At 63.2% G+C, this 26,275-nt stretch carries 24 protein-coding genes; 23 read left to right on the top strand and 1 reads right to left on the bottom strand.

Going from position 1 to position 26,275, the window contains the following annotated elements; translation table 11 throughout:
- The first annotated feature begins 191 nt into the window (after positions 1–191).
- From MKD49_RS19935 to MKD49_RS20005, 15 genes are all read left to right on the top strand, one after another.
- Positions 192–1,889, top strand: coding sequence for a methyl-accepting chemotaxis protein (locus MKD49_RS19935; protein ID WP_252697168.1), 1,698 nt, complete (start codon positions 192–194; stop codon positions 1,887–1,889).
- Between the two features lie 211 nt (positions 1,890–2,100).
- Positions 2,101–2,985 (top strand): dienelactone hydrolase family protein, encoded by an 885-nt coding sequence (locus MKD49_RS19940; protein ID WP_252697169.1) that lies wholly within the window; start codon positions 2,101–2,103, stop codon positions 2,983–2,985.
- A gap of 401 nt (positions 2,986–3,386) precedes the next feature.
- Complete coding sequence (locus MKD49_RS19945; protein WP_252697170.1) at positions 3,387–4,406, top strand: PDR/VanB family oxidoreductase; 1,020 nt, start codon at positions 3,387–3,389, stop codon at positions 4,404–4,406.
- Between the two features lie 61 nt (positions 4,407–4,467).
- The gene (locus MKD49_RS19950; RefSeq protein WP_252697171.1) at positions 4,468–5,457 is read left to right on the top strand and encodes an ABC transporter substrate-binding protein; all 990 of its coding nucleotides are present in this window, start codon (positions 4,468–4,470) and stop codon (positions 5,455–5,457) included.
- 69 nt (positions 5,458–5,526) lie between these two features.
- Positions 5,527–6,513 carry an isopenicillin N synthase family oxygenase gene (locus MKD49_RS19955; RefSeq protein WP_252697172.1) on the top strand — a complete coding sequence of 329 codons (987 nt, stop codon included), beginning with the start codon at positions 5,527–5,529 and terminating at the stop codon, positions 6,511–6,513.
- Between the two features lie 114 nt (positions 6,514–6,627).
- Complete coding sequence (locus MKD49_RS19960; RefSeq protein ID WP_252697173.1) at positions 6,628–7,659, top strand: aromatic ring-hydroxylating dioxygenase subunit alpha; 1,032 nt, start codon at positions 6,628–6,630, stop codon at positions 7,657–7,659.
- Between the two features lie 17 nt (positions 7,660–7,676).
- The gene (locus MKD49_RS19965; RefSeq protein ID WP_252697174.1) at positions 7,677–8,549 is read left to right on the top strand and encodes an ABC transporter ATP-binding protein; all 873 of its coding nucleotides are present in this window, start codon (positions 7,677–7,679) and stop codon (positions 8,547–8,549) included.
- Positions 8,533–9,336 carry an ABC transporter permease gene (locus tag MKD49_RS19970; RefSeq protein ID WP_061790467.1) on the top strand — a complete coding sequence of 268 codons (804 nt, stop codon included), beginning with the start codon at positions 8,533–8,535 and terminating at the stop codon, positions 9,334–9,336. Before MKD49_RS19965 ends, MKD49_RS19970 begins: the two co-directional genes overlap by 17 nt.
- Positions 9,337–9,364: 28 nt before the next feature.
- Positions 9,365–10,780 carry an amidohydrolase family protein gene (locus MKD49_RS19975; protein ID WP_252697175.1) on the top strand — a complete coding sequence of 472 codons (1,416 nt, stop codon included), beginning with the start codon at positions 9,365–9,367 and terminating at the stop codon, positions 10,778–10,780.
- 90 nt (positions 10,781–10,870) lie between these two features.
- The gene (locus MKD49_RS19980) at positions 10,871–11,629 is read left to right on the top strand and encodes a YqgE/AlgH family protein (protein ID WP_198516533.1); all 759 of its coding nucleotides are present in this window, start codon (positions 10,871–10,873) and stop codon (positions 11,627–11,629) included.
- 14 nt (positions 11,630–11,643) lie between these two features.
- Complete coding sequence (gene ruvX / locus MKD49_RS19985) at positions 11,644–12,030, top strand: Holliday junction resolvase RuvX (protein ID WP_008334858.1); 387 nt, start codon at positions 11,644–11,646, stop codon at positions 12,028–12,030.
- Positions 12,027–12,539: a bifunctional pyr operon transcriptional regulator/uracil phosphoribosyltransferase PyrR gene (gene pyrR / locus MKD49_RS19990; protein WP_121042729.1), complete on the top strand. Its 513-nt coding sequence runs from the start codon at positions 12,027–12,029 to the stop codon at positions 12,537–12,539. The genes ruvX and pyrR overlap by 4 nt, the downstream gene beginning before the upstream one ends.
- Positions 12,532–13,491 carry an aspartate carbamoyltransferase catalytic subunit gene (locus tag MKD49_RS19995; protein ID WP_008334861.1) on the top strand — a complete coding sequence of 320 codons (960 nt, stop codon included), beginning with the start codon at positions 12,532–12,534 and terminating at the stop codon, positions 13,489–13,491. The genes pyrR and MKD49_RS19995 overlap by 8 nt, the downstream gene beginning before the upstream one ends.
- 62 nt (positions 13,492–13,553) lie before the next feature.
- Positions 13,554–14,840 carry a dihydroorotase gene (locus tag MKD49_RS20000; RefSeq protein WP_039789323.1) on the top strand — a complete coding sequence of 429 codons (1,287 nt, stop codon included), beginning with the start codon at positions 13,554–13,556 and terminating at the stop codon, positions 14,838–14,840.
- A 136-nt stretch (positions 14,841–14,976) separates the two neighbouring features.
- On the top strand, positions 14,977–15,777 hold the full coding sequence (locus MKD49_RS20005) for a 1-acyl-sn-glycerol-3-phosphate acyltransferase (RefSeq protein ID WP_209580082.1): 801 nt from the start codon (positions 14,977–14,979) through the stop codon (positions 15,775–15,777).
- Here MKD49_RS20005 and MKD49_RS20010 read toward each other — a convergent pair.
- Positions 15,707–16,531, bottom strand: coding sequence for a symmetrical bis(5'-nucleosyl)-tetraphosphatase (locus MKD49_RS20010; RefSeq protein ID WP_252697176.1), 825 nt, complete (start codon positions 16,529–16,531; stop codon positions 15,707–15,709). The genes MKD49_RS20005 and MKD49_RS20010 overlap by 71 nt on opposite strands.
- A gap of 111 nt (positions 16,532–16,642) precedes the next feature.
- Between MKD49_RS20010 and MKD49_RS20015 the strand changes: the two genes are divergently transcribed.
- From MKD49_RS20015 to rfbA, 8 genes are all read left to right on the top strand, one after another.
- Positions 16,643–17,203, top strand: coding sequence for a sugar transferase (locus MKD49_RS20015; protein ID WP_039789887.1), 561 nt, complete (start codon positions 16,643–16,645; stop codon positions 17,201–17,203).
- Positions 17,204–17,244: 41 nt separating this feature from the next.
- Positions 17,245–19,245 carry a nucleoside-diphosphate sugar epimerase/dehydratase gene (locus tag MKD49_RS20020; protein WP_121042735.1) on the top strand — a complete coding sequence of 667 codons (2,001 nt, stop codon included), beginning with the start codon at positions 17,245–17,247 and terminating at the stop codon, positions 19,243–19,245.
- A gap of 61 nt (positions 19,246–19,306) precedes the next feature.
- Entirely contained in the window at positions 19,307–20,677 is a 1,371-nt protein-coding gene (locus MKD49_RS20025; RefSeq protein ID WP_199725088.1) for a phosphomannomutase/phosphoglucomutase, read from the top strand.
- Between the two features lie 58 nt (positions 20,678–20,735).
- Positions 20,736–21,713, top strand: a complete 978-nt coding sequence (gene waaC / locus MKD49_RS20030) for a lipopolysaccharide heptosyltransferase I (RefSeq protein WP_121042739.1) — start codon at positions 20,736–20,738, stop codon at positions 21,711–21,713.
- Positions 21,714–21,879: 166 nt separating this feature from the next.
- Entirely contained in the window at positions 21,880–22,749 is an 870-nt protein-coding gene (locus MKD49_RS20035; RefSeq protein ID WP_034338000.1) for a Kdo hydroxylase family protein, read from the top strand.
- Position 22,750: 1 nt separating this feature from the next.
- Positions 22,751–24,031, top strand: coding sequence for a lipid IV(A) 3-deoxy-D-manno-octulosonic acid transferase (waaA, locus tag MKD49_RS20040; RefSeq protein ID WP_252697177.1), 1,281 nt, complete (start codon positions 22,751–22,753; stop codon positions 24,029–24,031).
- A gap of 197 nt (positions 24,032–24,228) precedes the next feature.
- Positions 24,229–25,308 carry a dTDP-glucose 4,6-dehydratase gene (rfbB, locus tag MKD49_RS20045; protein WP_034337994.1) on the top strand — a complete coding sequence of 360 codons (1,080 nt, stop codon included), beginning with the start codon at positions 24,229–24,231 and terminating at the stop codon, positions 25,306–25,308.
- Positions 25,308–26,213, top strand: a complete 906-nt coding sequence (gene rfbA / locus MKD49_RS20050; protein WP_039789334.1) for a glucose-1-phosphate thymidylyltransferase RfbA — start codon at positions 25,308–25,310, stop codon at positions 26,211–26,213. Before rfbB ends, rfbA begins: the two co-directional genes overlap by 1 nt.
- Positions 26,214–26,275 lie beyond the last annotated feature (62 nt).

Below are 26,275 nucleotides of genomic sequence, written 5' to 3' on the forward strand. Positions count from 1 at the left end.
GTCGCAACCGCAGACGAACAAAGACGGGATGACGCCCTGGGTGGTACCGGACGGGGTCCGGGCAACCGAGGCTGAGGCAGGGAAGCAGGGGACAAGCACATTCATCACCGGCCATGACCGCATGCGGTCCGTGGCCGTCATCATCTCCGTCTTTCCGTCCGGCCTCCGATGAACACATGGGAGGAGACGTCATGAAGTCAGGAATGAAGGTAGGTACGCGCCTGGGGTTGGGGTTTGCGTGGGTGGTCTTGCTGCTGGTGCTGGTGACCGGCTTCGGCATCTACAACATGCACCAGGTGCAGGGACGCTTCACCCACGTGGTGGAGGTCAAGAATCCCGAGAGCGCACTGGTCAAGGAGATGCTGGAAACGGTGGGCGAGCGCTCCATCTCGCTGCGCAATCTCATGCTGCCGGCTGCGCCCGACGACGTCGACATCGAGGCGCAATACATCGAAGGCCAGACCCAGAAATACAAGGTCGCCGCGCAGAAGCTGCAACAGCTCTTTGCCGATTCTTCGGACACTTCCGAGGAAGAGAAGGCGGCCCTGCCCAAGATCCAGGCACAGGCCGCTACCGCCGAGAAGCTCATCAACGAAGCCGTCGAATTCGGCAAGCGCCGCGAAGCCTATGAACTGGCGCAATTCCTGAAGGAGCAATACCTTCCGGTGCAGAAATCCTGGCAGGTCGAACTGAAGGCATTGGCCGCACTGGAAGACAAACTCAACCGCGAAGCCGCCGACAGCAGCGCCGCCGCCTATGCCCGTGCGCGCCTGCTGATGCTGCTCATCAGCGCCATCGGCGTGGTCACCGCGATCCTCGCGGCCATCTGGATCACGCGCCAGATCCTGCGCAAGCTGGGTGGCGAACCGGACTACGCCGTGCAGATCGCCGGCCAGATTGCCGAAGGCGACCTAGCCGTCGTGATTGATACCCGCGCCGGTGACAACGACAGCCTGCTGGCGGCCATGCGCGTGATGCGCGACAAGCTCGCGGCGATCGTCTCGGAAGTGCGACGCGGTTCTGAAACCATCACTACCGCCTCGACCGAAATCGCACGCGGCAACCTGGACCTCTCCGCCCGCACCGAGCAGCAGGCTGGCGCGCTGGAAGAGACCGCCTCCTCCATGGAGCAGCTCAATTCCACCGTCAAGCAGAATGCCGAGAACGCCCACCAGGCCAACGACCTGGCGCTGGCCGCCTCCGACGTGGCGGTGCAGGGTGGCAGCATCGTCTCGCAGGTGGTGGAGACCATGCAGTCCATCAATGCCTCCTCGCAGAAGGTGGCCGATATCGTCAGCGTGATCGATGGCATCGCCTTCCAGACCAATATCCTCGCGCTCAATGCGGCGGTGGAAGCGGCGCGTGCCGGCGAGCAGGGGCGCGGCTTTGCGGTGGTGGCGTCCGAAGTGCGTTCGCTGGCGCAGCGCTCGGCCTCGGCCGCCAAGGAAATCAAGGTGCTCATCGGCGACTCGGTGGGCAAGGTGGAAAACGGCAGCAAGCTGGTCGAGCAGGCCGGCAGCACCATGACCGAGATCGTCACCAGCATCCGCCGCGTCACCGACGTGATGACCGAGATCACCCACGCCAACCGCGAGCAGAGCAGCGGCATCGAACAGGTCAACGAGGCCATCATCCAGATCGACGACATGACCCAGCAGAACGCCGCCCTGGTCGAACAGGCAGCGGCCGCAGCGCGCCAGCTGCAGGAACAGGCGGCCGGTTTGCAGCAACTGGTGAGCGTGTTCCGCATCGATGCGGCACAGGCGCGCGTGACTTCGTCCACTTCTGCAACTTATGCACAACCGGCTTCGGCTGAGCGCGTCATCGACGTCACGCCCGGTGCGCCGGAGCTGCCGGGCGGCAAAGCGGCATTGGCGGTGCAGGGATGAAGCAGGGTCAAAACCTGGTCAAGCCGCGCTCAACACGTTCTGCCGATTGCGGTTAGACTCCGGCAGGGGATGAAGCCTGAGTGCGAAAAATGCCAGCTTGTCCGGTGCCATGAAAGCGGTCTGCAAGGACCGCTTTTTCATGTTGGCGCTCCCCCGCATCACCATCACTTCCACCACAACGAGGCCAAGTGCCACCAAGATGGAGAACCCGATGAACGACCTTCGCAATGATTTCAACAGCCTGCTGGGCCAGAGCAACCTGTCCGGCAACGCTGATCGCCGCACCTTCCTCAAGACCGCCCTGGGCACCGGCTTTGCCGCCGCCGTGCTGCCGGTGTGCGCGCAGACCATGATCAAGACCGATACCCAGGGCCTGACCGCAGGCGAGGTATCCATCAAGGTCAACGGCCAGCGCGTGCCGGCCTATCGCGCCCAGCCCGAGGGCAAGACCGGACTGCCGGTCATCATCGTGGTCTCCGAGATCTTCGGCGTACATGAGCACATCGCCGACATCGCGCGCCGTTTCGCCAAGCTGGGCTACCTGGCCATCGCACCGGACTTCTTCGTGCGCCAGGGCAATCCCATGGCCTATACCTCCATTGCCGAGCTGCAGAAGGAAATCATTTCCAAGGTGCCCGATGCGCAGGTCATGGGCGACATTGATGCCTACGTGAAATGGGCCGGCGAGAACGGCGGCGACATCAAGCGCCTGGGCATCAACGGCTTCTGCTGGGGCGGCCGCATCGTGTGGCTCTACAGCGCCCACAACCCGCAGGTCAAGGCCGGAGCCGCCTGGTATGGCCGCCTGGTGGGCGACAAGACCGCGCTGTTCCCGCAGCAGCCCATCGATATCGCGCCGACGCTGAAGACGCCGGTCATTGGTCTGTACGGCGGCAAGGACCAGGGCATTCCGGTTTCCACTGTGGAGCAGATGAAGGAAGCCCTGCAGAAGGCAGGCAACAAATCCGAATTCCATGTGTACGCCAATTCGGGCCACGCCTTCAACGCCGACTACCGTCCCAGCTATGTGGAGGCGGATGCCAAGGATGCATGGGGCAAGGTCGTGGCCTTCTTCAAGCAGCATGGCGTGGCCTGATGCTGATGCAATAAATTGGCGAGCTTCTTGTTGGTGCGCTTCTGATGCAGATCAAGGCAGGGCGCACCAAGATGTGCAGCGCGCAGGCAAAGGGACGGAATTTTCCGTCCCTTTTTCATTGAATCTCAGGAAGAACACATGGGTTTACGGCGCCGCCGGCCTTGGCACGCCGTTTGCTAAAGAAGCGATTGAGTAGAAGCGGCTAGCAGTCGGTAACGAAGACACTTACCTTCTCGCGGGGCATTGCTCGTGACGCCATCGGAGCCTTCCGATGGCCCCTCTCTTTTGACAGGACACGAGACCATGCACATTGCCCGAGCGCCCTCTTATTCTGCGTTGCCGTTTTTCGCAAAACTCCCCCTGATCGATTCCCTTTCCGGCAATGCCATCCGAGGTGGGCGATGAACGCCGTCACCGATCGCTTCAACGGCAATGCCGCCACCACACTGCGTTTGCGGGTGAGGGCAGTGCGTCACGCGGCCGAAGGGATTCGTCTCTTTGAACTGGTGGCGCAAGACAACGCCGCGTTGCCGCCCTGGACGCCGGGCGCGCACCTGCGCCTGCATCTGCAGGAGGGTCTGGTACGTGCCTATTCCCTCTGCAATACGCCGCAACAGCGCGACTGCTACGTGATTGCCGTCAAGCGCGAGAGCGATTCGCGCGGTGGTTCCGCCTTCCTGCATGAACAGGTGCAGGAGGGTATGGCGATTAGCGCATCGTCTCCCGTCAATGCCTTCCCCCTCATCGCCGACCCGCGTGCGCCGTTGCTGCTGGCCGCCGGCATCGGTATCACGCCGCTGCATGCGATGGCCGCCGAGATGGCCGCGCAGGGCCGGCGTCATCGCCTGCATTACTTCGCGCGCAGCCTGGCACACGCCGCGTTTTTCCATGAACTGGCCGCCTGTTCGCAAGGCATGTCGCTGCACCTGGGGCTGGACGGTAGTGAGACCGGGCGCGCCATTGCAGCGGCCCTTGCCGCCGTGCCGTCTTCGTCGCCGCTCTATGTGTGCGGACCTGCACCTTTCATTGAAGCCGCGCGCCGTCATGCGCAACTGGCGGGCTGGCACGAGCAGGATGTTCATTTTGAATTGTTCGCTGCGCCTCTGATGGCGAATGCCGAGCCTCCATCCGCTGCGCAGGCTCAGGCCGAAGAGCACGTGTTCGAACTGGTCCTGCACCGTTCCGGCCTGCGCTGCGAGGTGCAGCCCGGCCAGAGCATCGTCGCTGCCGCCGCGCAAGTGGGCGTGGTCATCGGCACCTCCTGCGGCGAAGGTTTCTGCGGCAGTTGCGAGAGCACCGTGCTGGACGGCCAGCCCCTGCATCGCGACAGCGTGCTCTCTGACGCCGAACGCGCCAGTGGCCGCCGCATCCTGCCCTGCGTATCGCGCTGTGCCGGCACGCGATTGGTTCTGGATCTGTAATTGGTTAGCACGCAAAGCAAGTTCAACCCACCTGGAGAGGAAGGCTATGAAGAAGCAATCGATGCAAAAGCGGACATTCCTGCGGCACCTGGCCGCGCTGTGGCTGGGCGCGGCTGCCCTGTCGGTGATGGGCCTGGCCCATGCCGAGGACAAGGTCACGCTGCTGTCGAACTGGTATGCGCAGGCCGAGCACGGCGGCTTCTACCAGGCGGTGGCCAAAGGTATCTATAAAAAATATGGGATGGATGTGACCATCAAGATGGGTGGTCCGCAGGTCAACAACATGCAGATCCTGGTGGCCGGGCAGGCCGACTTCAGCATGGGCTATGACTTCACGGTGATGAAGGGGATCGAGCAGGGACTGCCGCTGGTGACTGTCGGTACGTCCTTCCAGTCCGACCTGCAGGGCATGATGACGCATGATGATGTCAGCAGCCTGGGTGGTCTCAAGAGCAAGACCATCCTGGTCGCTGGCTCGGGCCAGTCGAGCTGGTGGCCGTGGCTCAAGTCCAAGTACGGCTACACCGATGCGCAGTCCAAGGCCTACACCTTCAACCTGCAGCCCTTCTTTGCCGACCCCAACATCGCGCAGCAGGCCTATCCCTCGTCCGAACTGTTCCAGGCCGACAAGGCCGGCGTGAAGAGCAAGTTCTTCCTCTTCGCCAGCGAAGGCTATCCGCCCTATGGCACCACCATCGTTACGCTCCAGAAGACAGTGGCTACCAAGCCTGACCTGGTGCAGCGCTTCGTCAAGGCCACCGCCGAAGGCTGGAAGAGCTACCTGGAAGACCCGACACCGGCCAATGCCCTCATCAAGGCCGACAACAAGAACATGGGGGATGAGCAACTGGCCTATGCCCTGGGCAAGCTCAAGGAACTCAAGGTCGTCACCGGGGGGGATGCGGCCAAGCTGGGCATCGGCGTGATGACCGATGAGCGCTGGAAACAGACCTATGACGTCATGGTCGCCACCGGCCTGCTCAAGGCGGGCACCGATTATCACAAGGCCTACACCACCCAGTTCGTCAAGGACATGAAGGTCATGCCCTGATGTTGTGACCCGCTGGTCGCTGCTGCCATATGCTGTCCGCAGCAGCGACCCCGTTAGCGTGAGGACGCCATGATTCCCTACACAGTACCCATGACCGCGCGCCGCATTCCGGTGATCGATTTCGCCGATGCGTTCTCGTCCGAACTGGCCCGCCGCGAGGCGCTGGCCTGGGAGATCCACAAGATCTCGCGCGACGTGGGTTTCTTCTACCTCGTCAATCACGGTGTCGCGCCCTCGCTGGTCGAGCAGCAGTTCGACTGGGCGCGGCGTTTCTTTGCCTTGCCCCAGGCCAGCAAATCGGCCATCGACATGCGGCATTCTCCGTCCGGCTACGGATACGAGCGTATGGGCGCGCAGGCCCTCGATGAAGGATCGCCCGCTGACCTGAAGGAAGGCTTCCAGTTCGGCTTTGACATCGCGCCCGATCATCCGTATGTACAACGCGGCCTGCTGCGCTATGGCCACCACCTGTGGCCGCAGGATCTGCCGGGTTTCGAAGAGCACTCACGGCTGTATTACGACGCCGTGCGCGCCCTGTCGCATCGCCTGCTGGGCGTGATCGCACTGTCGCTGGAGATGCCCGAGGATTTCTTCGAGCCGGTGCTGCAGGCACCCATCGCCACCCAGCGCATGCTGCACTATCCGCCGCAGCCTGACGGTGCCCGCCACAACCAGATCGGTGCCGGTGCCCATACCGATTGGGGCCTGGTCACCATCCTCGCGCAGGACGACATCGGCGGTCTGGAAATTTGCAATGCCGATGGCCAATGGGTGAGCGCGCCGCCCATCGCGGAAAGTTTCGTAGTCAACATCGGCGACTTGCTGCAGCGCTGGAGCAATGACCTGTATCACAGCAATTCGCACCGCGCGCTCAATGCGGGCAGTGCACCGCGCTATTCGCTGCCGTTCTTCCAGGATGGCGACCAGGCGGCCGTGGTGGCCTGCCTGCCCAGTTGCTGCAGCGATGAACGCCCGGCGCGCTACGCACCCTGCACCATCGGTGACTACCTGGAAATGAAAGTAAAGCAGACCTTCGGGGCGGTGGCGGCGGCCTGAGCTGCCGCATGACACCTCGAAGCCAATGTATTTCGGCGAAGGCGACCGTGTTGGCACGCCGGCCGGACCACTGCGAACCATGGCGTTCGCAGTCCAAGCAGAAGGAGCAGCCTCATGCTGGTAACTCAACAAAAAGTCTTGCGCAAGTTCTGGTACGCGCTCATGCCCGTCACGCAATTGAAGGATGGTCCGCAGCCCTTCACGCTGTTGGGAGAGAAGCTGGTGGTGTGGCTCAAGGAGGACGGCTCACCCGCCGCGTTGCAGGACCGCTGCTGCCATCGCACGGCCCGGTTGTCCAAGGGCTTCGTGGAAAACGGCAACATCGTCTGCGGCTATCACGGCTGGACCTTCAACGGCGAGGGCGCCTGCGTGCGCGTGCCGCAGAGCGTGGATGGCAGCGTGCCGTCCGGTGCCTGCGTGAAGTCGTATTTCTGCAAGGAGCGCTACGGCTATGTGTGGGTGGCGCTGGAAGAACCGCTGCGCGATATCCCGGAGTTTCCCGAGGATGGCGCGCCCGGCTATCGGCGCATCTTCCAGTTCTACGAGCGCTGGGAAACCAGTGCCTTGCGCATGATGGAAAACTCCTTCGACAATTCGCACTTCAGCTACGTGCATCGCGCCACCTTCGGCCTGTATGACCAGCCCAAGCCGGAGAAATACGAGATCGAGGAAACCGACTACGGCTTCGAAGCCGAAACCCGCGTGCCCATCAAGAACGTCCCGGCCAGCCATCGCGTCACCGGCAGCACCGCCGACACCACGGTGCGCCACATGTTCAACCGCTGGTACCTGCCCTTCGTGCGCCGCTTCGGCTGCACCTATCCGGAGAGCGGTCGCCATCACATCATCTACAACTGCGCCACGCCCATCGATGATGGTGCCATCATGCTGTCGCAATGGCTCTATCGCAACGATACCGAGGAAGACTGTTCCGAAGCCGAGCTGATCGCGTGGGATGCCCCTATCCTGGTGGAAGACCGCGAGATCCTGGAAGCCACTGACCCCGATGCCTGCATCGACGTGCGCCGCCGCCAGGAATTTCACATGGCCTCGGATCGGCCCGGTCTCATCATGCGCCGCATGCTGCTGCAATTGCTGGAAGAGCACGGCGAATCCGAAGTGTTCCGCATCCACCCCGCTGCATGAACCCGCCAGGAGATCCCATGGACAGAGATGAATTCGCCATGTCGCAGGCCGCGGCATGGGAGCAGGAGAGGGCGGCCGCGGTGGCCGCTGTGCCTGATGCGCCGCCGGTGCTGTCGGCACAGCGGGTGGAGAAGACCTATCGCAACGGCACGCGTGCGCTGGACGAGGTGAAGCTCGATATCGGGCGCGGCGAGTTCGTCTCGCTGCTGGGCCCCTCCGGCTGCGGCAAGAGCACCTTGCTGAAGATGTTTGCTGGACTCGAAGAACCGTCCCACGGCCACATCCGCTGGTGGGGCGGCAACCTGGCCACGGTGGGCACGCCTGAACGCACGCTGGCCATGGTGTTCCAGGAAGCCACCCTGATGCCCTGGGCCACGGTGGAGCAGAACGCAAGGCTGCCGCTGGATCTGCGCCACGTGCCGCGTGCGCAGGCCGATGCGCGGGTGGCCGAGGCCTTGAAACTGGTGGGCCTGGAAAAATTCCACAAGGTGCTGCCGCGCGAACTGTCGGGCGGCATGCAGATGCGGGCGTCCATTGCCCGTGCGCTGGCGACCTCGCCCAACCTGCTGCTGATGGATGAACCCTTCGGGGCTCTTGATGAATTCACCCGCAACAAGCTCGACGCCGACCTGCGCGACATCTGGAGCAAGCAGGACCTGACCGTGGTCTTCGTCACCCACAGCATCTATGAAGCGGTGTTCCTGTCCTCGCGCGTGATCGTGATGGCAGCCCGCCCCGGGCGGGTGATTGCGGATGTGGCCATCGAGGTGGACGGGCCGCGTGATGAAGCTTTCCGTATTTCGGCGCCCTTCATGCAGTACTGCAAGACGCTTTCCGATTACCTCACGCTGGCCAACCAGCAAGGAGACGGCCATGAAGCCCAACACTGATCCGCTGGTCAATCGACCCGGGTTCTGGCGCGTGGTCGCGCCGCTGTCCATTGGCGTCGCCCTGCTGCTGATGTGGCAGATCGTCTGCACGCTGCTGGAGGTGCCGCCTTACCTGGTGCCCACGCCCGCGCTGATTGCCAAGACCCTGGTGGCCGATTGGGGCATGCTGATGGAGTCGCTGCTGGTGACGCTGAAGATCACCTTCCTGGCCTTCGTGCTGGCGGTGATCCTTGGGGTGTCCATCGCTTTCGTGTTCGTGCAGAGCCGCTTCATCGAGGTCAGTCTCTTCCCTTACGCGATCATCCTGCAGGTCACGCCCATCGTCGCCATCGCCCCGCTCATCATCATCTGGGTCAAGGACACCACGGCCGCGTTGACGGTATGCGCCACCATCATGGCGCTATTCCCCATCATCTCCAACACCACGCTGGGACTGCGCAGCGTCAATCCGGGCCTGCTCAACCTGTTCCGGCTCAACAAGGCCACGCGCTGGCAGACCTTGCGCCGCCTGCGCATTCCCAGTGCCTTGCCGTATTTCTTTGGCGGCCTGCGTATTTCAAGCGGGCTGGCGCTGATCGGGGCGGTGGTGGCCGAGTTCGTGGCAGGCACCGGTGGCACCGGATCGGGACTGGCCTACCAGATCCTGCAGGCGGGTTTTCAGCTCAACATTCCGCGTCTGTTTGCGGCCCTGCTGCTCATCACGCTGACCGGCATCCTGCTGTTCTGGCTGATGAGTGCGCTGTCGCGCGCCATGCTGGCCGGCTGGCATGAGAGCGAGATGGCATGATGACGACTGTCCAAGGAGCCGACCTGTCATGAACTCTTTCTTGATCCGCAACCTGCAGGCCATCCTGACCGGCCTGCCCGGTGAGGCCGCGCGCCACGCCGGTCCCGACATCCGCGTGGCCGATGGGGTGATTGCCGCCATCGGAAAACTCGACGCACTGCCCGGTGAGAACGTGATCGATGCCGGCGATTGCGTGGCCTATCCGGCCTGGGTCAATACCCATCATCACCTGTTCCAGTCGTTGTTGAAGGGTGATCCGCTGGGCATCAATGCCACGCTCACCCCCTGGCTGGCGGCCACGCCCTATCGCTATCGCGCCAAATTCGATGCCGAGCTGTTCCGCCTGGCAGCGCGCATCGGCATGGTCGAACTGATGCGCTCGGGCTGCGGCACGATTGCCGATCACAACTACCTGTATTACCCCGGCATGCCGTTCGATACCTCGGAGATCCTGTTCGAGGAAGCGGAGAAGCTGGGCCTGCGTTTCGTCCTGTGCCGGGGCACCGCCACCCGCACGCGGCAGCTGGAGGCGGAGTTGCCCAGTGCACTGCGTCCGGAGACGCTCGATGCTTTCCTGACCGACATGCAGCGCCTGGCCAGGCGCTTTCATGATCCCGCGCCCGCTTCGATGCGGCGCGTGGTGATGGCACCGACCACGCCGCTGTATTCGGCGGCCCCGGAGGAAATGCGTACCATCGCCGATGCCGCGCGGGAGTCGGGGGTGCGGCTGCACAGCCATCTCTCGGAGACCGTCGGCTACCAGGACAGCGCACACGCCATGCATGGCTGCCGCCCGGTGGAATTCTGCGAGCGCATCGGCTGGCTGGGGCCGGACGTGTGGTTTGCGCATCTGGTCAAGCTCGATGCCGAGGAAATTGCCTTGCTGGGAAGTACCGGAACGGGCATCGCCCATTGCCCGCAAAGCAACGGTCGCCTGGGCAGCGGTATCGCCCCGATCCGGGCGCTGGAGGCGGCGGGCGTGCCGGTGTCCATCGGCGTGGATGGTGCGGCCTCCAACGAGGCGGCCGACATGATCTCGGAAACGCATGCCGCCTGGCTGATGCAGCGCGCCCGGCGCGGCCAGGAAGCCACTCCGGCGTTCCGGGGCGGGGCCTTCGAAGGCGGTGCCGATGAAGCGACGGTGGAGGATGTGGTGCGCTGGGGCACGACCGGCGGGGCCCGCGTGCTCGGCCTGGACGGGCTGCAGGGCCTGCAGGTGGGTCAGCAAGCTGACATCGCCTTGTACCGGCTGGATGATCCGCGCTACTTCGGCTTGCATGATCCAGCCATCGGCCCCGTCGCCTCGGGTGGTCGGCCTTTCCTGAAGGCAATGTGGGTCGGTGGCCGCGCCGTGGTCCGCGATGACGCCATCCCCGGCGTGGATCTGGCCGAACTCGGTGCGCAGGCGAGGCAGGCTGTCAAAAAGATGCTCGAGGGCAATTGAGGTCAGTAAAGCCGGCTGCATGCGGCCGGCTTTGCTCGCGCTGCCCCACGAGCCACATGGGATCCCGGCCAAAACTGCTAAAATGCCGGGATGATCAAGAGACGCAATTCTCCCTTCAGTTTCTCAGCCGAGGATTTCGACGAATCCGTGGATTCCTTTGGCGCTTTCGACCCATTCCATTCCGACGCCCCTTCCCGCCACGCTGCCGGCTCCGATGCCAGCGGCCAGGCCGAGGGCGACGATGCCGCTGACGAGGTCCGTCCCCCGCTGGAACTGGACCTGACCAATCATTTCCTCATCGCCATGCCGTCCATGCTGGACCCGATCTTCGGCGGCACCGTGGTCTATCTCTGCGAGCACAACCACAACGGCGCGCTGGGCGTGGTCATCAACAAGCCCACCGACATGACCATGGATGTGCTGTTCGACCGCATCAATCTCAAGCTGGAGATCCGGCCCGACACCCCCGATGCCATGCCCGAGCTGTATCGCCGCCCGGTCATGTTCGGCGGCCCGGTGCAGGTGGAGCGCGGCTTCGTGCTGCATTCGACCTCGGAAAAATATTCCTCGACCCTGCAGGTTACCGATGAGGTCGCGCTGACCACCTCCAAGGACGTGCTCGAAGCGGTGGCCCACGGTGATGGCCCCGAGCGCGTGCTGGTCACCCTGGGTTGCTCGGGCTGGAGCCCGGGCCAACTCGAAGGCGAGATCGGCCGCAATGGCTGGCTGACGGTCAAGGCTGACCCTGCCATCATTTTTGAGTTGCCGGTGGAGCAACGCTTCACGGCGGCGCTGGCCCTCTTGGGCATCGATCCGGTGATGCTGTCCGGCGACGCCGGCCGGGCCTGAGGGAGCGGGGACGTTTGGATACCATCCTGGCCTTCGACTTCGGCTTGAAGCGCATCGGCGTGGCCGTGGGCAATACCGGCCTGAAGCAGGCGCAGCCGCTTGCGGTGATCAGCGAAGCGACCAACGACGGCAAGTTCGCGGCGATTGCGCGCCTGATTGCGGAGTGGCAACCGGCTCGCTGCGTGGTCGGCCTGCCCCTGCATCCGGACGGTGCCGAGCACGAGATGAGCGTGCGCTGCCGCCGCTTTGCCAACCAGTTGCACGGCCGCTACGGGCTCGAGGTCACGCTGGTGGATGAACGCTACAGTTCGGCGGTCATCCAGCACCAGCGCGGCGAACAGATCGACGACCAGGCGGCCGCCATCATTTTGCAGCAATACTTTGACGACGCACATTCATGAGCACAACACCTTCCCAGCTTGATGCAGAAGCGCTGTACCAAACCTTGGTACAGCAGATCCAAGCCGGCCTGCAGGGCGCAACCGAGGTTGCGCTGGTGGGCATCCACTCCGGCGGTGCCTGGCTGGCTGAACGCCTGGCTACCGAACTGGGCCTGGCCGAGCGCCTGGGCTTCGTCGACGTGTCCTTTTACCGTGACGATTTTTCCGAGAAGGGCCTGCGCGCTGACGTGAAGCCCAGCCAAATTCCCTTCGATGTCGAGGGCGCCACCATCCTGCTGGTCGACGACGTGCTCTACACCGGCCGCACTACACGGGCCGCCATCAACGAACTGTTCGACTATGGCCGTCCGGCGCGCGTGCTGCTGGCGGCGCTGGTGGACCGCGGTGGCCGCGAGCTGCCCATTGCCGCCGATTTCGTCGCGGCCTCGGTCGAACTCAGCAAACAAGAAAACCTGCAACTGCAACGCGCCGACGACGGCCGCTTCTCCCTTACGGTGGTCCATGCTTAATCCCCAACTCAACAAAAACGGCGAACTGCAACACCTGCTGACCATCGAGGGCCTGCCGCGCTCGATCCTGACGCACATCCTCGATACTGCCTCGTCCTTTGTCAGCATCGGCGACCGCGAAGTCAAGAAGGTGCCGCTGATGCGCGGCAAGAGCGTCTTCAACCTGTTCTTCGAGAACTCCACGCGCACCCGCACCACCTTCGAGATTGCCTCCAAGCGCCTCTCGGCGGACGTGATCAACCTCAATATCCAGGCCTCCAGTACCAGCAAGGGCGAGTCGCTGCTGGACACCATCGACAACCTGGCGGCCATGCACGCCGACATGTTCGTGGTGCGCCATGCGCAATCGGGCGCGCCCTTCCTGATCGCCAAGCACCTGATCGATACGAAGCAGTCGCACGTCCACGTGGTCAACGCCGGTGACGGCCGCCACGCGCACCCGACCCAGGGTCTCTTGGACATGTACACCATCCGTCACTACAAGAAAGACTTCACCAACCTGCGTGTGGCCATCGTCGGCGACATCCTGCACAGCCGCGTGGCGCGCTCGGACATTCACGCGCTGACCACCCTGGGCGTGCCGGAAGTGCGCGCCATCGGTCCGCGTACCTTGCTGCCCAGCGGCCTGGAGCAGATGGGCGTGCGCGTCTTCCACAACATGGAAGAGGGCTTGAAGGATGTGGACGTCATCATCATGCTGCGATTGCAGAACGAGCGCATGAGCGGCGCCTTGCTGCCGTCGGCGCAGGAGTTCTTCAAGAGCTACGGCCTGACCCCGGAACGCCTGGCGCTGGCCAAGCCGGACGCCATCGTCATGCACCCCGGCCCGATGAACCGCGGTGTGGAAATCGATTCGGCCGTGGCCGATGGCGCACAGGCCGTGATCCTGCCGCAGGTGACCTTCGGCATCGCGGTGCGCATGGCGGTCATGAGCATCGTGGCTGGCAATTGAACCCGGGTGACGACGACCGTCACCGCGACGTTTTGAACGATCCGTTAAGAAGACAAGAACTGATGAAACTGCATATCAAGAACGGCCGCCTGATCGACCCGGCCAACGGCATCGATGCCCAGCAGGATGTGTATGTGGCCGCCGGCAAGATCGTCGGCGTCGGCCAGGCCCCGGCTGACTTCGTGGCCAACAAGACCATCGACGCTACCGGCCTGATCGTGGCTCCCGGCCTGGTGGACCTGTCGGCCCGCTTGCGCGAGCCCGGCTACGAATACAAGGCCACGCTGGAATCCGAAATGCAGGCCGCCATCCAGGGCGGCGTGACCAGCCTGGTCTGCCCGCCCGATACCGACCCGGTGCTGGACGAACCCGGCCTGGTGGAAATGCTCAAGCACCGCGCCCGTTCGCTGAACCAGGCCCACGTCTATCCGCTGGGCGCGCTCACCGCCGGCCTGAAGGGAAAGGCGCTCACCGAAATGGCCGAGCTGACCGAAGCCGGTTGCATCGGCTTTTCGCAAGCCGAAGAGCCGATCACCGATACCACCGTGCTGCTGTCGGCCCTGCAATACGCCAAGACCTTCAACTACACCGTCTGGCTGCGCCCCCAGGACCCGCACCTGGGCCGCACCGGCATCGCCCACAGCGGCCCGGCCGCTTCGCGCCTGGGTTTGTCGGGCGTGCCGGTGATGTCGGAGACCATTGCGCTCTATACCCTGTTCGAACTGATGCGCGCCACCGGTGCCCGCGTCCACCTGTGCCGCATGTCCTCGGCCGCCGGTCTGGAGCTGGTGCGCCAGGCCAAGAGCGAAGGCCTGCCGGTGACCTGCGATGTGGGTGTACACCACATCCATCTGTGCGACCTGGACATCGGCTTCTTCGATTCCAATGCCCGCATGACGCCGCCGCTGCGCTCGCAGCGCGACCGTGAAGCGATCCGCACGGCCTTGCTGGATGGCACCATCGATGCCGTCTGCTCGGATCACACCCCGGTCGATGACGATGAGAAGCTGCTGCCCTTCGGCGAAGCTTCGCCGGGCGCAACCGGCCTGGAACTGCTGCTGTCGCTGTCGCTGAAGTGGGCGCTGGAGACCGAAGGCGAGGGCAAGGAAGTGCTCTCCAAGGCGATCTCGAAAGTAACGCACCGCGCCGCCAAGGTGGCGGGCCTGAAGGCGGGCAACCTGGCTGTGGGCAGCGTGGCCGACCTGTGCCTGTTCGATCCCAACACCTTGTGGAAGGTGCAGGGCTCGGCACTGGCCAGCCAGGGCAAGCACACCCCGTTCCTGGGCTATGAGCTGCCGGGCGTGGTCAAGGCGACCATCGTCTCGGGGCATATTGCCTTCGAGCGCTGAAAACCTGTCGCTTGATTTTCAGTTTGATTTTTTCTTGATCGATGGTTGGCTGCGGGCAACTTCGATCTTGAATTTCGATCAAGCCGTTTTTCGTCACGACGATTCGATCACGACCTCATCAAGACCCGAATACGCCATGTTCGTTTTCCGTTTGCTGCGCCTGATCGCGCATCTCTTCAAGGGCATGGCGGTCTGTGCCTTCCTGTTCCCGTTCACCTCCGAGAAGGGGCGGGAGGCGCACATCCGGCGCTGGTCGCGCAAGCTGCTGCGCATCTGCGGCATCGCCATCAAGATCGACAGCCCGCTGCCGATTCCGCGTTCGTTGCTGGTGTCCAATCACGTGAGCTGGCTGGACATCTTCGTGGTCAACTCGCTGCAGCCCTGCCGTTTCGTGGCCAAGTCGGAAATCCGCAGCTGGCCGCTGATCGGCTGGCTGTGCGCCAAGACCGGCACCATCTTCATTTCGCGCGGCAAGGCCAGCGACGTGCGGCGCATTTTCAAAGGTCTGGTGGAAAGCATCGAGAAGGACGAGCACGTGGCCTTCTTCCCTGAAGGCACGACGGCCGCGCAGGGCACGCTGCTGCCTTTCCACGCCAACCTGTTCGAGGCCGCCATCGATGCCAAGGCACCGGTGCAGCCGTATGCGCTGCGTTATGTGGATGGCGAGGGCCGGCTGCATGCGGCGGCTGACTTCATCGGGGATATGTCCATCGCCGAGAGCATCATGAGCATCCTCAAGTCCAAGGGGATGACGGCCGAACTGAAACAATTGCCCCTGATCAGCACGGAAGGCGCGCATCGCCGCGACCTCGCGCGCACCGCGCGTGAAGTCATTGCCACCGGACTGGGATACTCGCCGGAATCGCTCAGCCCGGCCGCCGCGCCTGCGGACACTGCACCTGGAACAGCGCCCGATCCTCAAGTCGCACCGCACTGAGCTTGCCGCCCCAGACACATCCGGTGTCGAGAGCGATCAGGTTGGGGCGCATCACCAGTCCCAGTGTGGACCAGTGACCGAAGACCACGGTCACGTCCTCGGTCTTCCGCCCTGGCACCTCGAACCAGGGCATCAGTCCCTCCGGCGCCGCTGCCGCGCCTTCCTTCACCGCAAAGTCCATCGTCCCGTCCGCCTGGCAGAAGCGCAGGCGGGTGAAGGCATTGATGATGCAGCGCAGGCGCTCGTGGCCGGTCAGGTCATCGCTCCAGCGATCGGGCTGGTTGCCGTACATGTGGCGCAGGAAGTCCATCCACTGGTTGCTGCGCAGCATGGTTTCCACCTCGTTGGCCAGCGCCAGGGCTTGCTGCCGGTCCCATTGGGGCAGCACGCCGGCATGCACGATCAGGTGGCCTTGTTCGTGGATGGCCAGGGGGCGGTGGCGCAGCCAGTCGATGAGCTCGTCGCGGTCGGGGGCGTTGAGGATATCGTCGAGGGTGTCGTCGCGGTGCGCCGGGCGGATGCCGCAGGCCACGGCCAGCAGGTGCAGGTCATGGTTGCCCAGCACCGATTGGGCGCGCTCGCCCATCTGCATCACGGTGCGCAGGGTGTGAAGGGATTGGGGGCCGCGGTTGATGAGGTCGCCGGCGAAGATCAGTGAAGGGGTGGTGTCCGGGAGGCTGGCCAGCAACTGTTCCAGGGAACCGGCACAACCCTGCAGGTCGCCGATCGCATAGATAGGGGAAGAAGAATGCATATGAAGTAAAAAGCTTGCTGTGCCTGCAAGAATGGGCAAGGAAATGTTAGCGGCTGTCATACATAAAAGTTATCATACGACGGCATTTGCACGGTTGTGCCTATTTTGATCATGAAACGTTTCTTTGACATTTTTGTTGCTGTGGCGGCCTGCCTGGTGCTGGCACTACCGATGTTGCTGGTGGCCATCCTGGTCAAGCTGACCTCGCGCGGACCGGTCCTGTACTGGTCGGATCGGGTAGGGCAGGATAACCGGATCTTCAGCATGCCCAAATTCCGGTCGATGAAAACGGGAACCCCGGCGGTGGCGACGCATCTGTTGACCGATTCCGGTTCACACCTGACGCCCATCGGCGGACTGCTGCGCAAGACCAGCCTGGATGAGCTGCCGCAACTGTGGAGCATCGTGCGAGGCGACATGTCGCTGGTCGGTCCCCGGCCGGCGCTTTACAATCAGCATGATCTCATCGCGTTGCGCAGTGAACGCGGGGTACACAGGCTCAAGCCGGGCCTGACGGGCTGGGCACAGGTGAATGGGCGCGATGAACTGCCGATTCCCGTCAAGGTCCAGTTCGACGAGCAATACCTGAGACAGCAGTCCTTCTTCTTCGACCTGCGCATCCTCTGGATGACGGTGGCCAAAGTGCTCGGACGGGATGGTATTTCTCACTGAACATCTTGCAAGGAACCAATAAAAATGAAGGATTGGCAGTCATGAGACGCCATGTGCTGGATTTGCCGCGGTTGAACAAGCAAGCCATCGTTGCCACCATCGATGTCCTGATCTCCTTGCTGGCGACCTGGATCGCCTTTTCCCTGCGCCTGGACAGCTTGCACTGGCCGCAGGGTTACCAGTGGCATGTCTACCAGATTGCTCCGGTACTGATGTTGCCCATCTTCGTGCGCATGGGCCTGTACCGCTCGGTGTTCCGCTACACCGGGATTGCCGCGATCGTGACCATCGCCAAGGCCGTCGCTCTCTATGGACTGTTGCTGTTCACCTTGCTGGTGTGGCTGGCCTTGCCGGGCGTTCCGCGTTCGCTCGGCGTCCTGCAGCCGCTGCTGCTGCTGGTGATGGTGGGCGGAAGCCGCGCCTTTGCCCGGCTGTGGCTGAGCCAGGTCGATTCCAAGCGCAAGCATCTGCGCCAGTCGCGTCTGCTGGTCTACGGTGCCGGCCAGGTGGGCGCGCAGATTGCCGAAGCCATGGAGCGGCAGCACCAGCTGGTGCTGTTCGGTTTCCTGGAAGACAACCGCGAACTCTATGGCAAGACCATCAACGGCCGCCGCGTCTATCCCGCCAGCGAGGCGGAGCGTCTGATCGAGACCTTTGCGATCACCGATATCCTGCTCGCGCTGCCCTCCATCAGCCGGGCCCGGCGCAAGGAAATCATCGAGAAGTTGCGGCCGTTCCATGTGCATATCCGCTCGGTCCCCGATCTGGCAGACCTGGCGCAAGGAAAAGTGGCCATCACCGATGCCCATGAACTGGATATCCTCGATTTGCTGGGACGCGAGCCGGTGCTGCCCAATCCCGCGCTGGTAGGCCGCAACGTCACCAACAAGGTGGTGCTGGTCACCGGGGCCGGCGGCAGCATCGGCAGTGAGCTGTGCCGCCAGATCCTCAGCTCGCGGCCCTCCAAGCTGCTGCTGTTCGAGCAGAATGAATACAACCTCTACACGATTCACCGCGATCTGCAGCAGCGGCAGGCCAGCGTCTCGCCCGGCACTGAACTGATCCCGCTGCTGGGCGACGTCTGCCACTTCGATCGCATCAGCCAGGTCTGCCGTACCTGGCAACCGCGCACGATCTACCACGCCGCGGCCTACAAGCACGTGCCGCTGGTTGAGCACAACCCGGTCGAGGGCGTGACCAACAACGTCTTCGGGACCTATTGCGTGGCGCGGGCAGCGATTGAAAACCAGGTCAGCGACTATGTGCTCATCAGCACCGACAAGGCGGTGCGCCCGACCAACATCATGGGGGCCAGCAAGCGCATGGCGGAAATGGTCTTGCAGTCGCTCTCCGATGTCGAGGTGGTGCCGCGTTTCCTCGGGCAGGAAGCCAATGGCACCGGGACGCGCAACCTGACGCGTTTTTCGATGGTGCGTTTCGGCAATGTGCTGGGCTCTTCCGGCTCGGTGGTGCCGCTGTTCCGCGAGCAGATCAAGGCCGGCGGTCCGATCACGCTCACCGATCCCGAGGTGACGCGCTACTTCATGCTCATTCCGGAGGCCGTGCAACTGGTCCTCCAGGCCGGTGCGATGACCGAAGGCGGTGACGTGTTCGTGCTCGACATGGGCGAGCCGGTCCGCATCCTTGATCTGGCGCGACGCATGGTGGAGTTGTCCGGCTTGTCGGTACGCGATGAGCACAATCCGGACGGCGACATCGAAATCCAGACGGTCGGACTGCGCCCGGGTGAGAAGCTGTATGAAGAATTGCTCATCGGCGAACAGCCGGCGCCGACCGCGCATCCGCGCATCATGACCGCGCATGAAGATTTCATCCCGTGGGACCGTCTGGCCGAGGAACTGCGCCATCTCCATGACGCGCTGCAGGCCAATGACATCGGGGCCATCCGCGCGCTGCTGCACAAGCTGGTCAGCGGCTACCAGCCGGCAGCCGAGATCGTTGACTGGGCCTTTGTCGAGAAGCGCCGCCAGGCCGCGCAGCGACTGGAGAGCCCGCGTCTTGAGGTGGTCAGCAAATCATGATGGCTCCGCTCTGAATCCGTATTCCCTCCAACCCGTATCCGTACTTGAGGACCTGTTTTCCATGATCTCCAATTCCATTTTCAAAGCCTACGACATCCGCGGCATCATCGACAAAACCCTGGACGACCAGGTCGCCTTCCAGATCGGTCAGGCCTTCGGTGCCGCCGCCCTGGCCAAGGGCCAGAAGAAGGTCGTGATCGGGCGCGATGGCCGGCTCTCGGGCCCCTCGCTGTCGGCCGCGCTGGCCAAGGGTTTGCAGGCGGTCGGGGTGGATGTGATCGATCTCGGCATGGTCGCCACGCCGATGGTCTATTTCGGCACCCACGTGCTGGACACGCAGTCCGGCATCATGGTCACCGGCAGCCACAATCCGCCGGACTACAACGGTTTCAAGATGGTGCTGGCCGGTGAAGCCATCCACGGCGAGACCATCCAGGGCCTGTACCAGGCCATCGTCAAGGGCGAATTCCCGCAGGGTGCCGGCAACTACAGCACGCATGACATCAAGGCCGCCTACATCGCCCGCATGATTTCGGACGTCAAGCTGGCCCGTCCCCTGAAGATCGCCGTGGACTGCGGCAACGGCGTGGCCGGTGCCTTTGCCGGTGAAATCTATCGCGCGCTGGGCTGTGAAGTCACCGAGCTGTTCTGCGAAGTGGATGGCAATTTCCCCAACCACCACCCCGACCCGGCTCATCCGGAAAACCTGCAGGACTTGATCCGCTGCCTGCAGGAAACCGACAACGAACTCGGCCTGGCCTTCGATGGCGACGGTGACCGCCTCGGCCTGGTGACCAAGGATGGCCAGATCATCTACCCGGACCGCCAGCTGATGCTCTTCGCCGAAGACGTGCTGACCCGCAACCCGGGCAAGGAAATCCTGTACGACGTCAAGTGCACCCGCCACCTGGCGCCCTGGATCACCGCACGCGGCGGCCAGCCGCTGATGTGGAAGACCGGCCACTCGCTGGTCAAGGCCAAGCTGCGCGAAACCGGTGCGCCGCTGGGCGGCGAGATGAGCGGCCACATCTTCTTCAAGGACCGCTGGTTCGGCTTCGACGACGGCCTCTACGCCGGCGTGCGCATGCTGGAACTGATGGCCCGCCAGAGCGATCCGTCGGCCGTGCTCAATGCCCTGCCGCAATCGGTCAGCACCCCGGAACTGCAGCTGAAGCTGCAGGAAGGTGAGAACTTCGCGCTCATCGGCAAGCTGCAAAGCGATGCCAGGTTCGAGGGTGCTCAGGACATCATCACCATCGACGGCCTGCGCGTGGAGTACGCCGACGGCTTCGGTCTGGCCCGTTCCTCCAACACCACGCCGGTGGTGGTGCTGCGTTTCGAGGCCGAGACGCCCGAGGCACTGGAGCGCATCCAGGGCGAATTCCGCAAGGTCATCCTGGCCGCGCGTCCTGATGTGACACTGCCGTTCTGATGGGCCGATGAGGTAAGATGCTGGCCCACCAATAAAGTCACGCCAACGTGGGTCAGCCTTGAACATTCTTATCGTCCGTGTCTCCTCGCTGGGAGACGTCGTCCACAACATGCCGATGGTGGCGGACATCCATCGTCATTTCCCCGCGGCTCAGATCGACTGGGCGGTCGAAGAGGGCTACACCAGCCTGGTCGGCCTCAATCCCCACGTCCGCAAGATCATCCCGATCGCCCTGCGGCGCTGGCGCAAGACCCTGTTCTCGGCGGCCACGCGCGCCGAGATCGGGGCATTCCGGCGGGAGCTGCAGGCCGAGCGCTATGACCTCGTGTTCGATACCCAGGGCCTGCTCAAGACCAGCGTCGTGATGCGCATGGCGCGCCTGGCACCGCAGGGCCGCCGCATCGGCCTGGCCAATGCGACCGAAGGCTCGGGATATGAACCAATCTCCCGCATTTTCCATGACCAGAGCATCCCGGTCGGCCTGCGCACGCACGCCGTCACGCGCGCCAGGCTGGTCGCGGCGGCTGCGCTGGGCTATCAGTTGGACGGGCAGCCCGACTTTGCCCTGCAGCCGCCGGAGCCTGCGCGCTGGGCCTGGATGCCGGAGCAGCCGTATGTCGTTTTCTTCCATGGTACCGCCCGTGCTGCCAAGCAGTGGCCGCAGGCGCAGTGGATCAAGCTGGGCCAGGCCCTGGCCGCGCGCGGATTGCAAATCCTGCTGCCCTGGGGCAGTGCCCGCGAGCAGGAGGCGGCACGCCAGTTGGCGGCCGGCATTCCCGGTGCCACCGTGCTGCCGGCGCTGCCGATGATGCAGGCCGTGGCCCTGGTGCAGCAGGCGCGGCTGGTGGTCGGACTCGATACCGGCCTGACCCACATCGCCGCCGCCTATGGCAAGCCGACGATCGAACTCTACTGTGACTCGCCGCGCTGGAAGACCGAGGGCAACTGGTCGCCGGCGATCATCAACCTGGGCGATCTGGGCGCGCCGCCGTCCGAAGAGGATGTGTTGACGGCCGCGCTGCGCCTGCTGGCCTGAGTTTGATTGTCCCTTGGGGCGGACTTGGGTATGCGTTGAAGCAGATCAAACGCCCTGTTCAAAGCATCAACTTTGCGTGACAAGCCGCATCCGGCCTGCCTTGCAGGCGTGCCAGGGCCACCGGGTTGGCCACACGGGCAGAGCGCTTGCGGGCATAATACGCGCCATGGAATCGCAAATTATCGAGATTGGCCTGACCGAATGGCAGGTCGAGTATCCCAATCAGGACTGGATCACTGCGCTGGAAGCCGGCAAGGTGCTTTACTTCCCGCAGCTGGCTTTCCAGTTGATGGACTCCGAGCGCAAGCTGCTGGATCCGGCCGTGCGCGCGCCCAAGTCGCGCAACATCAGCCTGGACGCCCGCGGACACATCAAGGGTGCCGCCGGCGGCACCGAGCAGCAGCTGGCGCTGGCCGCGATGATTGGCCGCTTCCGCGAGCAGGCGTTGTCGCTGGTGCATACCTTGTTGCCCAAATACCGCGATGCCTTGCGCATTGCTCCGACCAGCTACCGCCCGATGCAGGTGGAGACGCGGGCCCAGTCGTGGCGTGCCGATGACCGCCGCATGCACGTGGACGCCTTTCCTTCGCGGCCCAATTACGGCGAACGCATCCTGCGCGTCTTTACCAATGTGAATCCCGATGGCGTGCCGCGCGTCTGGCGCGTGGGCGAGCCTTTCGAGACCGTGGCGCAGCGCTTTTTGCCGCGTGCCAAACCTTATGTGCGCTGGCAGGCCAGCGTGCTCAAGGCGCTGCATGTGACCAAGTCCTTCCGCAGCGAATACGATCACCTCATGCTGCAATTGCATGACGGCATGAAGGGCGACATGCAGTACCAGCAGGATGCCCAGCAGGTCACCATGCCGTTTGCCGCCGGCTCCGTCTGGATCTGCTTCTCGGACCAGGCCTCGCACGCGGTCATGTCGGGCCAGTACATGATGGAACAGACCCTGCACCTGGCACCGGACCAGCAATATGATCCGCAATCCAGTCCGCTGGCCATTCTGACGCGCCTGGTCGGCCATCCCCTGGTCTGAGATGCGGCTGCTGTATTCACTCGTCTGGTGGCTGGTGCTGCCGTTGGTACTGCTGCGCCTGTGGCGGCGCGGCCGCAAGGAACCGGGCTACCGGGCGCATGTGGGCGAACGCCTGGGCTTCTATTCGCAAGAGGCGCGCCTGTCTGGCCCACAGGCGCGTTTCATCTGGGTGCATGCCGTCTCGGTTGGCGAGACACGTGCCGCCGAGCCGCTCATCGACGCCTTGTTGCAGCAATATCCGCAGCATTCCATTCTGCTCACCTGCATGACCGCCACCGGCCGCGAGACGGGGACTCAGGTCTATGGCAAGCACGGTGCGCGCGTGGTGCAGAGCTTCCTGCCGTACGACACGGGATGGATGTGCGCGCGTTTCCTGCGCCACTTCCGGCCTGTGGTGTGCGTGCTGATGGAGACTGAAGTCTGGCCCAACCTGATCAGGCAATGCCGCCGGCACCAGGTGCCGGTGATGCTGGCCAATGCCCGCCTGTCGGAGCGTTCACTGCGGCGCGGCCAGCGTTTTGCCGCGCTGCTGCGTCCGGCGGCCGAGGCGATCGATGTGGTCGCGGCCCAGTCGCCGGCCGACGCTGAGCGCCTGCGTGCCTTCGGGGCGCGGCACGTCGAAGTGACCGGCAGCCTCAAGTTCGACGTGCAGCCGCCGGCCGAGATGGTCGAACGCGGTCTTGCATGGAAGCGCGCCATCGGGGAGCGCAAGATCCTGCTCTGTGCCAGCACGCGCGAGGGCGAGGAAGCCTTGATTCTGGATGCGCTGGCCAAGCTGGGGAGGACCGGCTGGCTGACGGTGATCGTGCCGCGCCACCCGCAGCGTTTCGATGAGGTGGCCGGAATGGTACAGGCACAGGGTTTGCGCTTGCGCCGGCGTGCCGCCCTGGGGCAGGACGTTGACTGGGATCAGGTGGATGTCGTGTTGGGCGATTCCATGGGAGAAATGTTCGCCTATTACGCCTTGTGTGATGTGGCCTTCATTGGCGGCAGTCTGTTGCCGCTGGGGGGGCAGAACCTGATTGAGGCGCTGGCGCTGGGCAAGCCGGTGCTGGTCGGCGAGCACACCTTCAATTTCCTCAGTATCACGGACCAGGCCATCGAGGCCGGTGCGGCTTGTCGCATCTCTTCAGCTGAACAATTGTGGGACATGGCGAGCGCGCTGTTTGCCGATCCGGATCGGATCGCTGCCATGACGCATGCGGCGCATGGCTTCGCCGGCGCGCATCAGGGCGCCTCGCATAAAACAACAGAACTGCTGGCACCCCTGTTGGCAAGATGAGCGCGTGAAGTCAGTTTCAGAACTCGTAACTTTACGAGGCGCAAGGAGTTGTTGCTTTCGGGAACGCCTGTCAAGCGGCCAATCTCGCAATTGGTCACCAGTTCTGAGATAATTCTCGGTCGTTGGCTTTTGGGGTTGTCTTAAAGGCAACTTAACGAGTCCATTGCTATTTGCCGTAAATTTATCAGGGTCGTGAAATGATTTTTGTCACCGGGGGGGCGGGCTTTATCGGTTCCAATTTCGTGTTGGAATGGCTGAAGTCCAATGACGAGTCTGTCGTCAATTTCGACAAGCTGACATATGCAGGCAATCTTGAAAATCTCAAGAGCCTGGGGGATGATCCCCGCCATATTTTCGTCCAAGGTGACATCTGCGATCAGGATCAGGTGCAGGCGTTGTTCCTGCAGTACCGTCCGCGCGCCATCCTGCACTTCGCCGCCGAAAGCCATGTGGATCGTTCCATCCATGGTCCGGGCGAGTTCATTCGCACCAACATCAACGGTACCTTCTCCCTGCTGGAGGCAGCTCGTGCCTACTGGAACGGGCTGGACGGACAGGAAAAATCCGATTTCCGTTTCCTGCACGTGTCCACCGATGAAGTCTACGGCTCGCTCAGCCCTGAGGATCCGGCCTTCACCGAGACCACGCCGTACGCGCCCAACAGCCCTTATTCGGCCTCGAAGGCGGCTTCCGACCACCTGGTGCGCTCGTATCATCACACCTACGGTTTGCCGACCCTGGTGACCAATTGCTCCAACAATTACGGTCCTTATCACTTCCCCGAGAAGCTGATTCCCCTGGTCATTTCCAATGCCCTGGCGGGGCAGTCGCTGCCCATCTACGGTGACGGCATGCAAGTGCGGGACTGGCTGTACGTGACTGATCACTGCGCGGCCATCCGCCGCGTGCTGGAGGCCGGTCGTCCCGGGCAGGAATACAACGTCGGCGGCAACAATGAAAAGGCCAACCTGGACGTGGTCAAGGTCTTGTGCGGCCTGCTGGATGAGCTTTCGCCCAAGGCCAGCGGCAAGTATTTTGATCAGGCCGTGTTCGTGGCAGATCGTCCCGGCCATGACCGTCGCTACGCCATCAACGCCGCCAAGATCGCCGGCGAACTGGGCTGGACCCCGGCCGAGACCTTCGAGACCGGCATGCGCAAGACGGTCGAGTGGTATCTGGCCAATCAGGACTGGGTAGCCAACGTGCGTTCGGGCGAATACCGCAAGTGGATCGAAGGCAATTACCATGGCCGTGAGCAAATCGCCGGAGCACAATAATGAGCACAGCTACCCAATCGGCAAGCACCAAGAAGGGCATCATTCTCGCGGGAGGCTCGGGCACGCGCCTGTACCCCGTCACCACGGTGGTGTCCAAGCAGCTGCTGCCGGTCTATGACAAGCCCATGATCTATTACCCGCTGAGCACGCTGATGCTGGCGGGGATTCGCGACATCCTCATCATCTCGACACCGCAGGACCTGCCGCGTTTCCGCGACCTGCTCGGTGACGGCAGCAAGTGGGGCCTGTCGCTGAACTACGCGGTGCAGCCTACACCGGATGGCCTGGCACAAGCCTTCATCATCGGCCGTGACTTCATCAACGGCGAGAACTCGGCACTGATTCTGGGTGACAACATCTATCACGGCGAGGATTTCGAGCGCAACCTCAAGCACGCTGCGGCGCGCGAGAGTGGTGCGACCGTCTTCGCCTATCATGTCAATGATCCCGAGCGTTATGGCGTGGTCGAGTTCGACGCTCAGCGGCGCGCGGTCAGCATCGAAGAAAAGCCGGCCGCACCGCGTTCCAACTACGCCGTGACCGGGCTGTATTTCTACGACAAGCAGGTGTGTGACATCGCGGCATCGATCAAGCCCTCCGCCCGCGGCGAGCTGGAAATTACCGACGTCAACCGTGCCTACCTTGAAGCAGGTACCCTGAATGTGGAACTGATGGGGCGCGGCATGGCATGGCTCGATACCGGTACGCAGGATTCCTTGCTTGAGGCCGGGCAATTCATCGCCACCCTCGAACACCGCCAGGGACTGAAGGTGGCCTGCCCGGAGGAAATCGCTTTCCGCAAGGGCTACATCGACGCCGAAATGCTTGAGCGCCAGGCCGAGGTTCTCAAGAAGAACGCCTACGGACAGTATCTGTTCAGACTGTTGCGCGGAGATATCGTCTAGTCCACGCCCATCGGACATCAGCCATGCGGATCCCGATGGGGTCCGTTTTGATTTTTCCCTAG

The organism is Herbaspirillum sp. WGmk3 (assembly GCF_023952535.1).
GTDB classification, from domain to species: Bacteria; Pseudomonadota; Gammaproteobacteria; order Burkholderiales; family Burkholderiaceae_D; genus Herbaspirillum; species Herbaspirillum huttiense.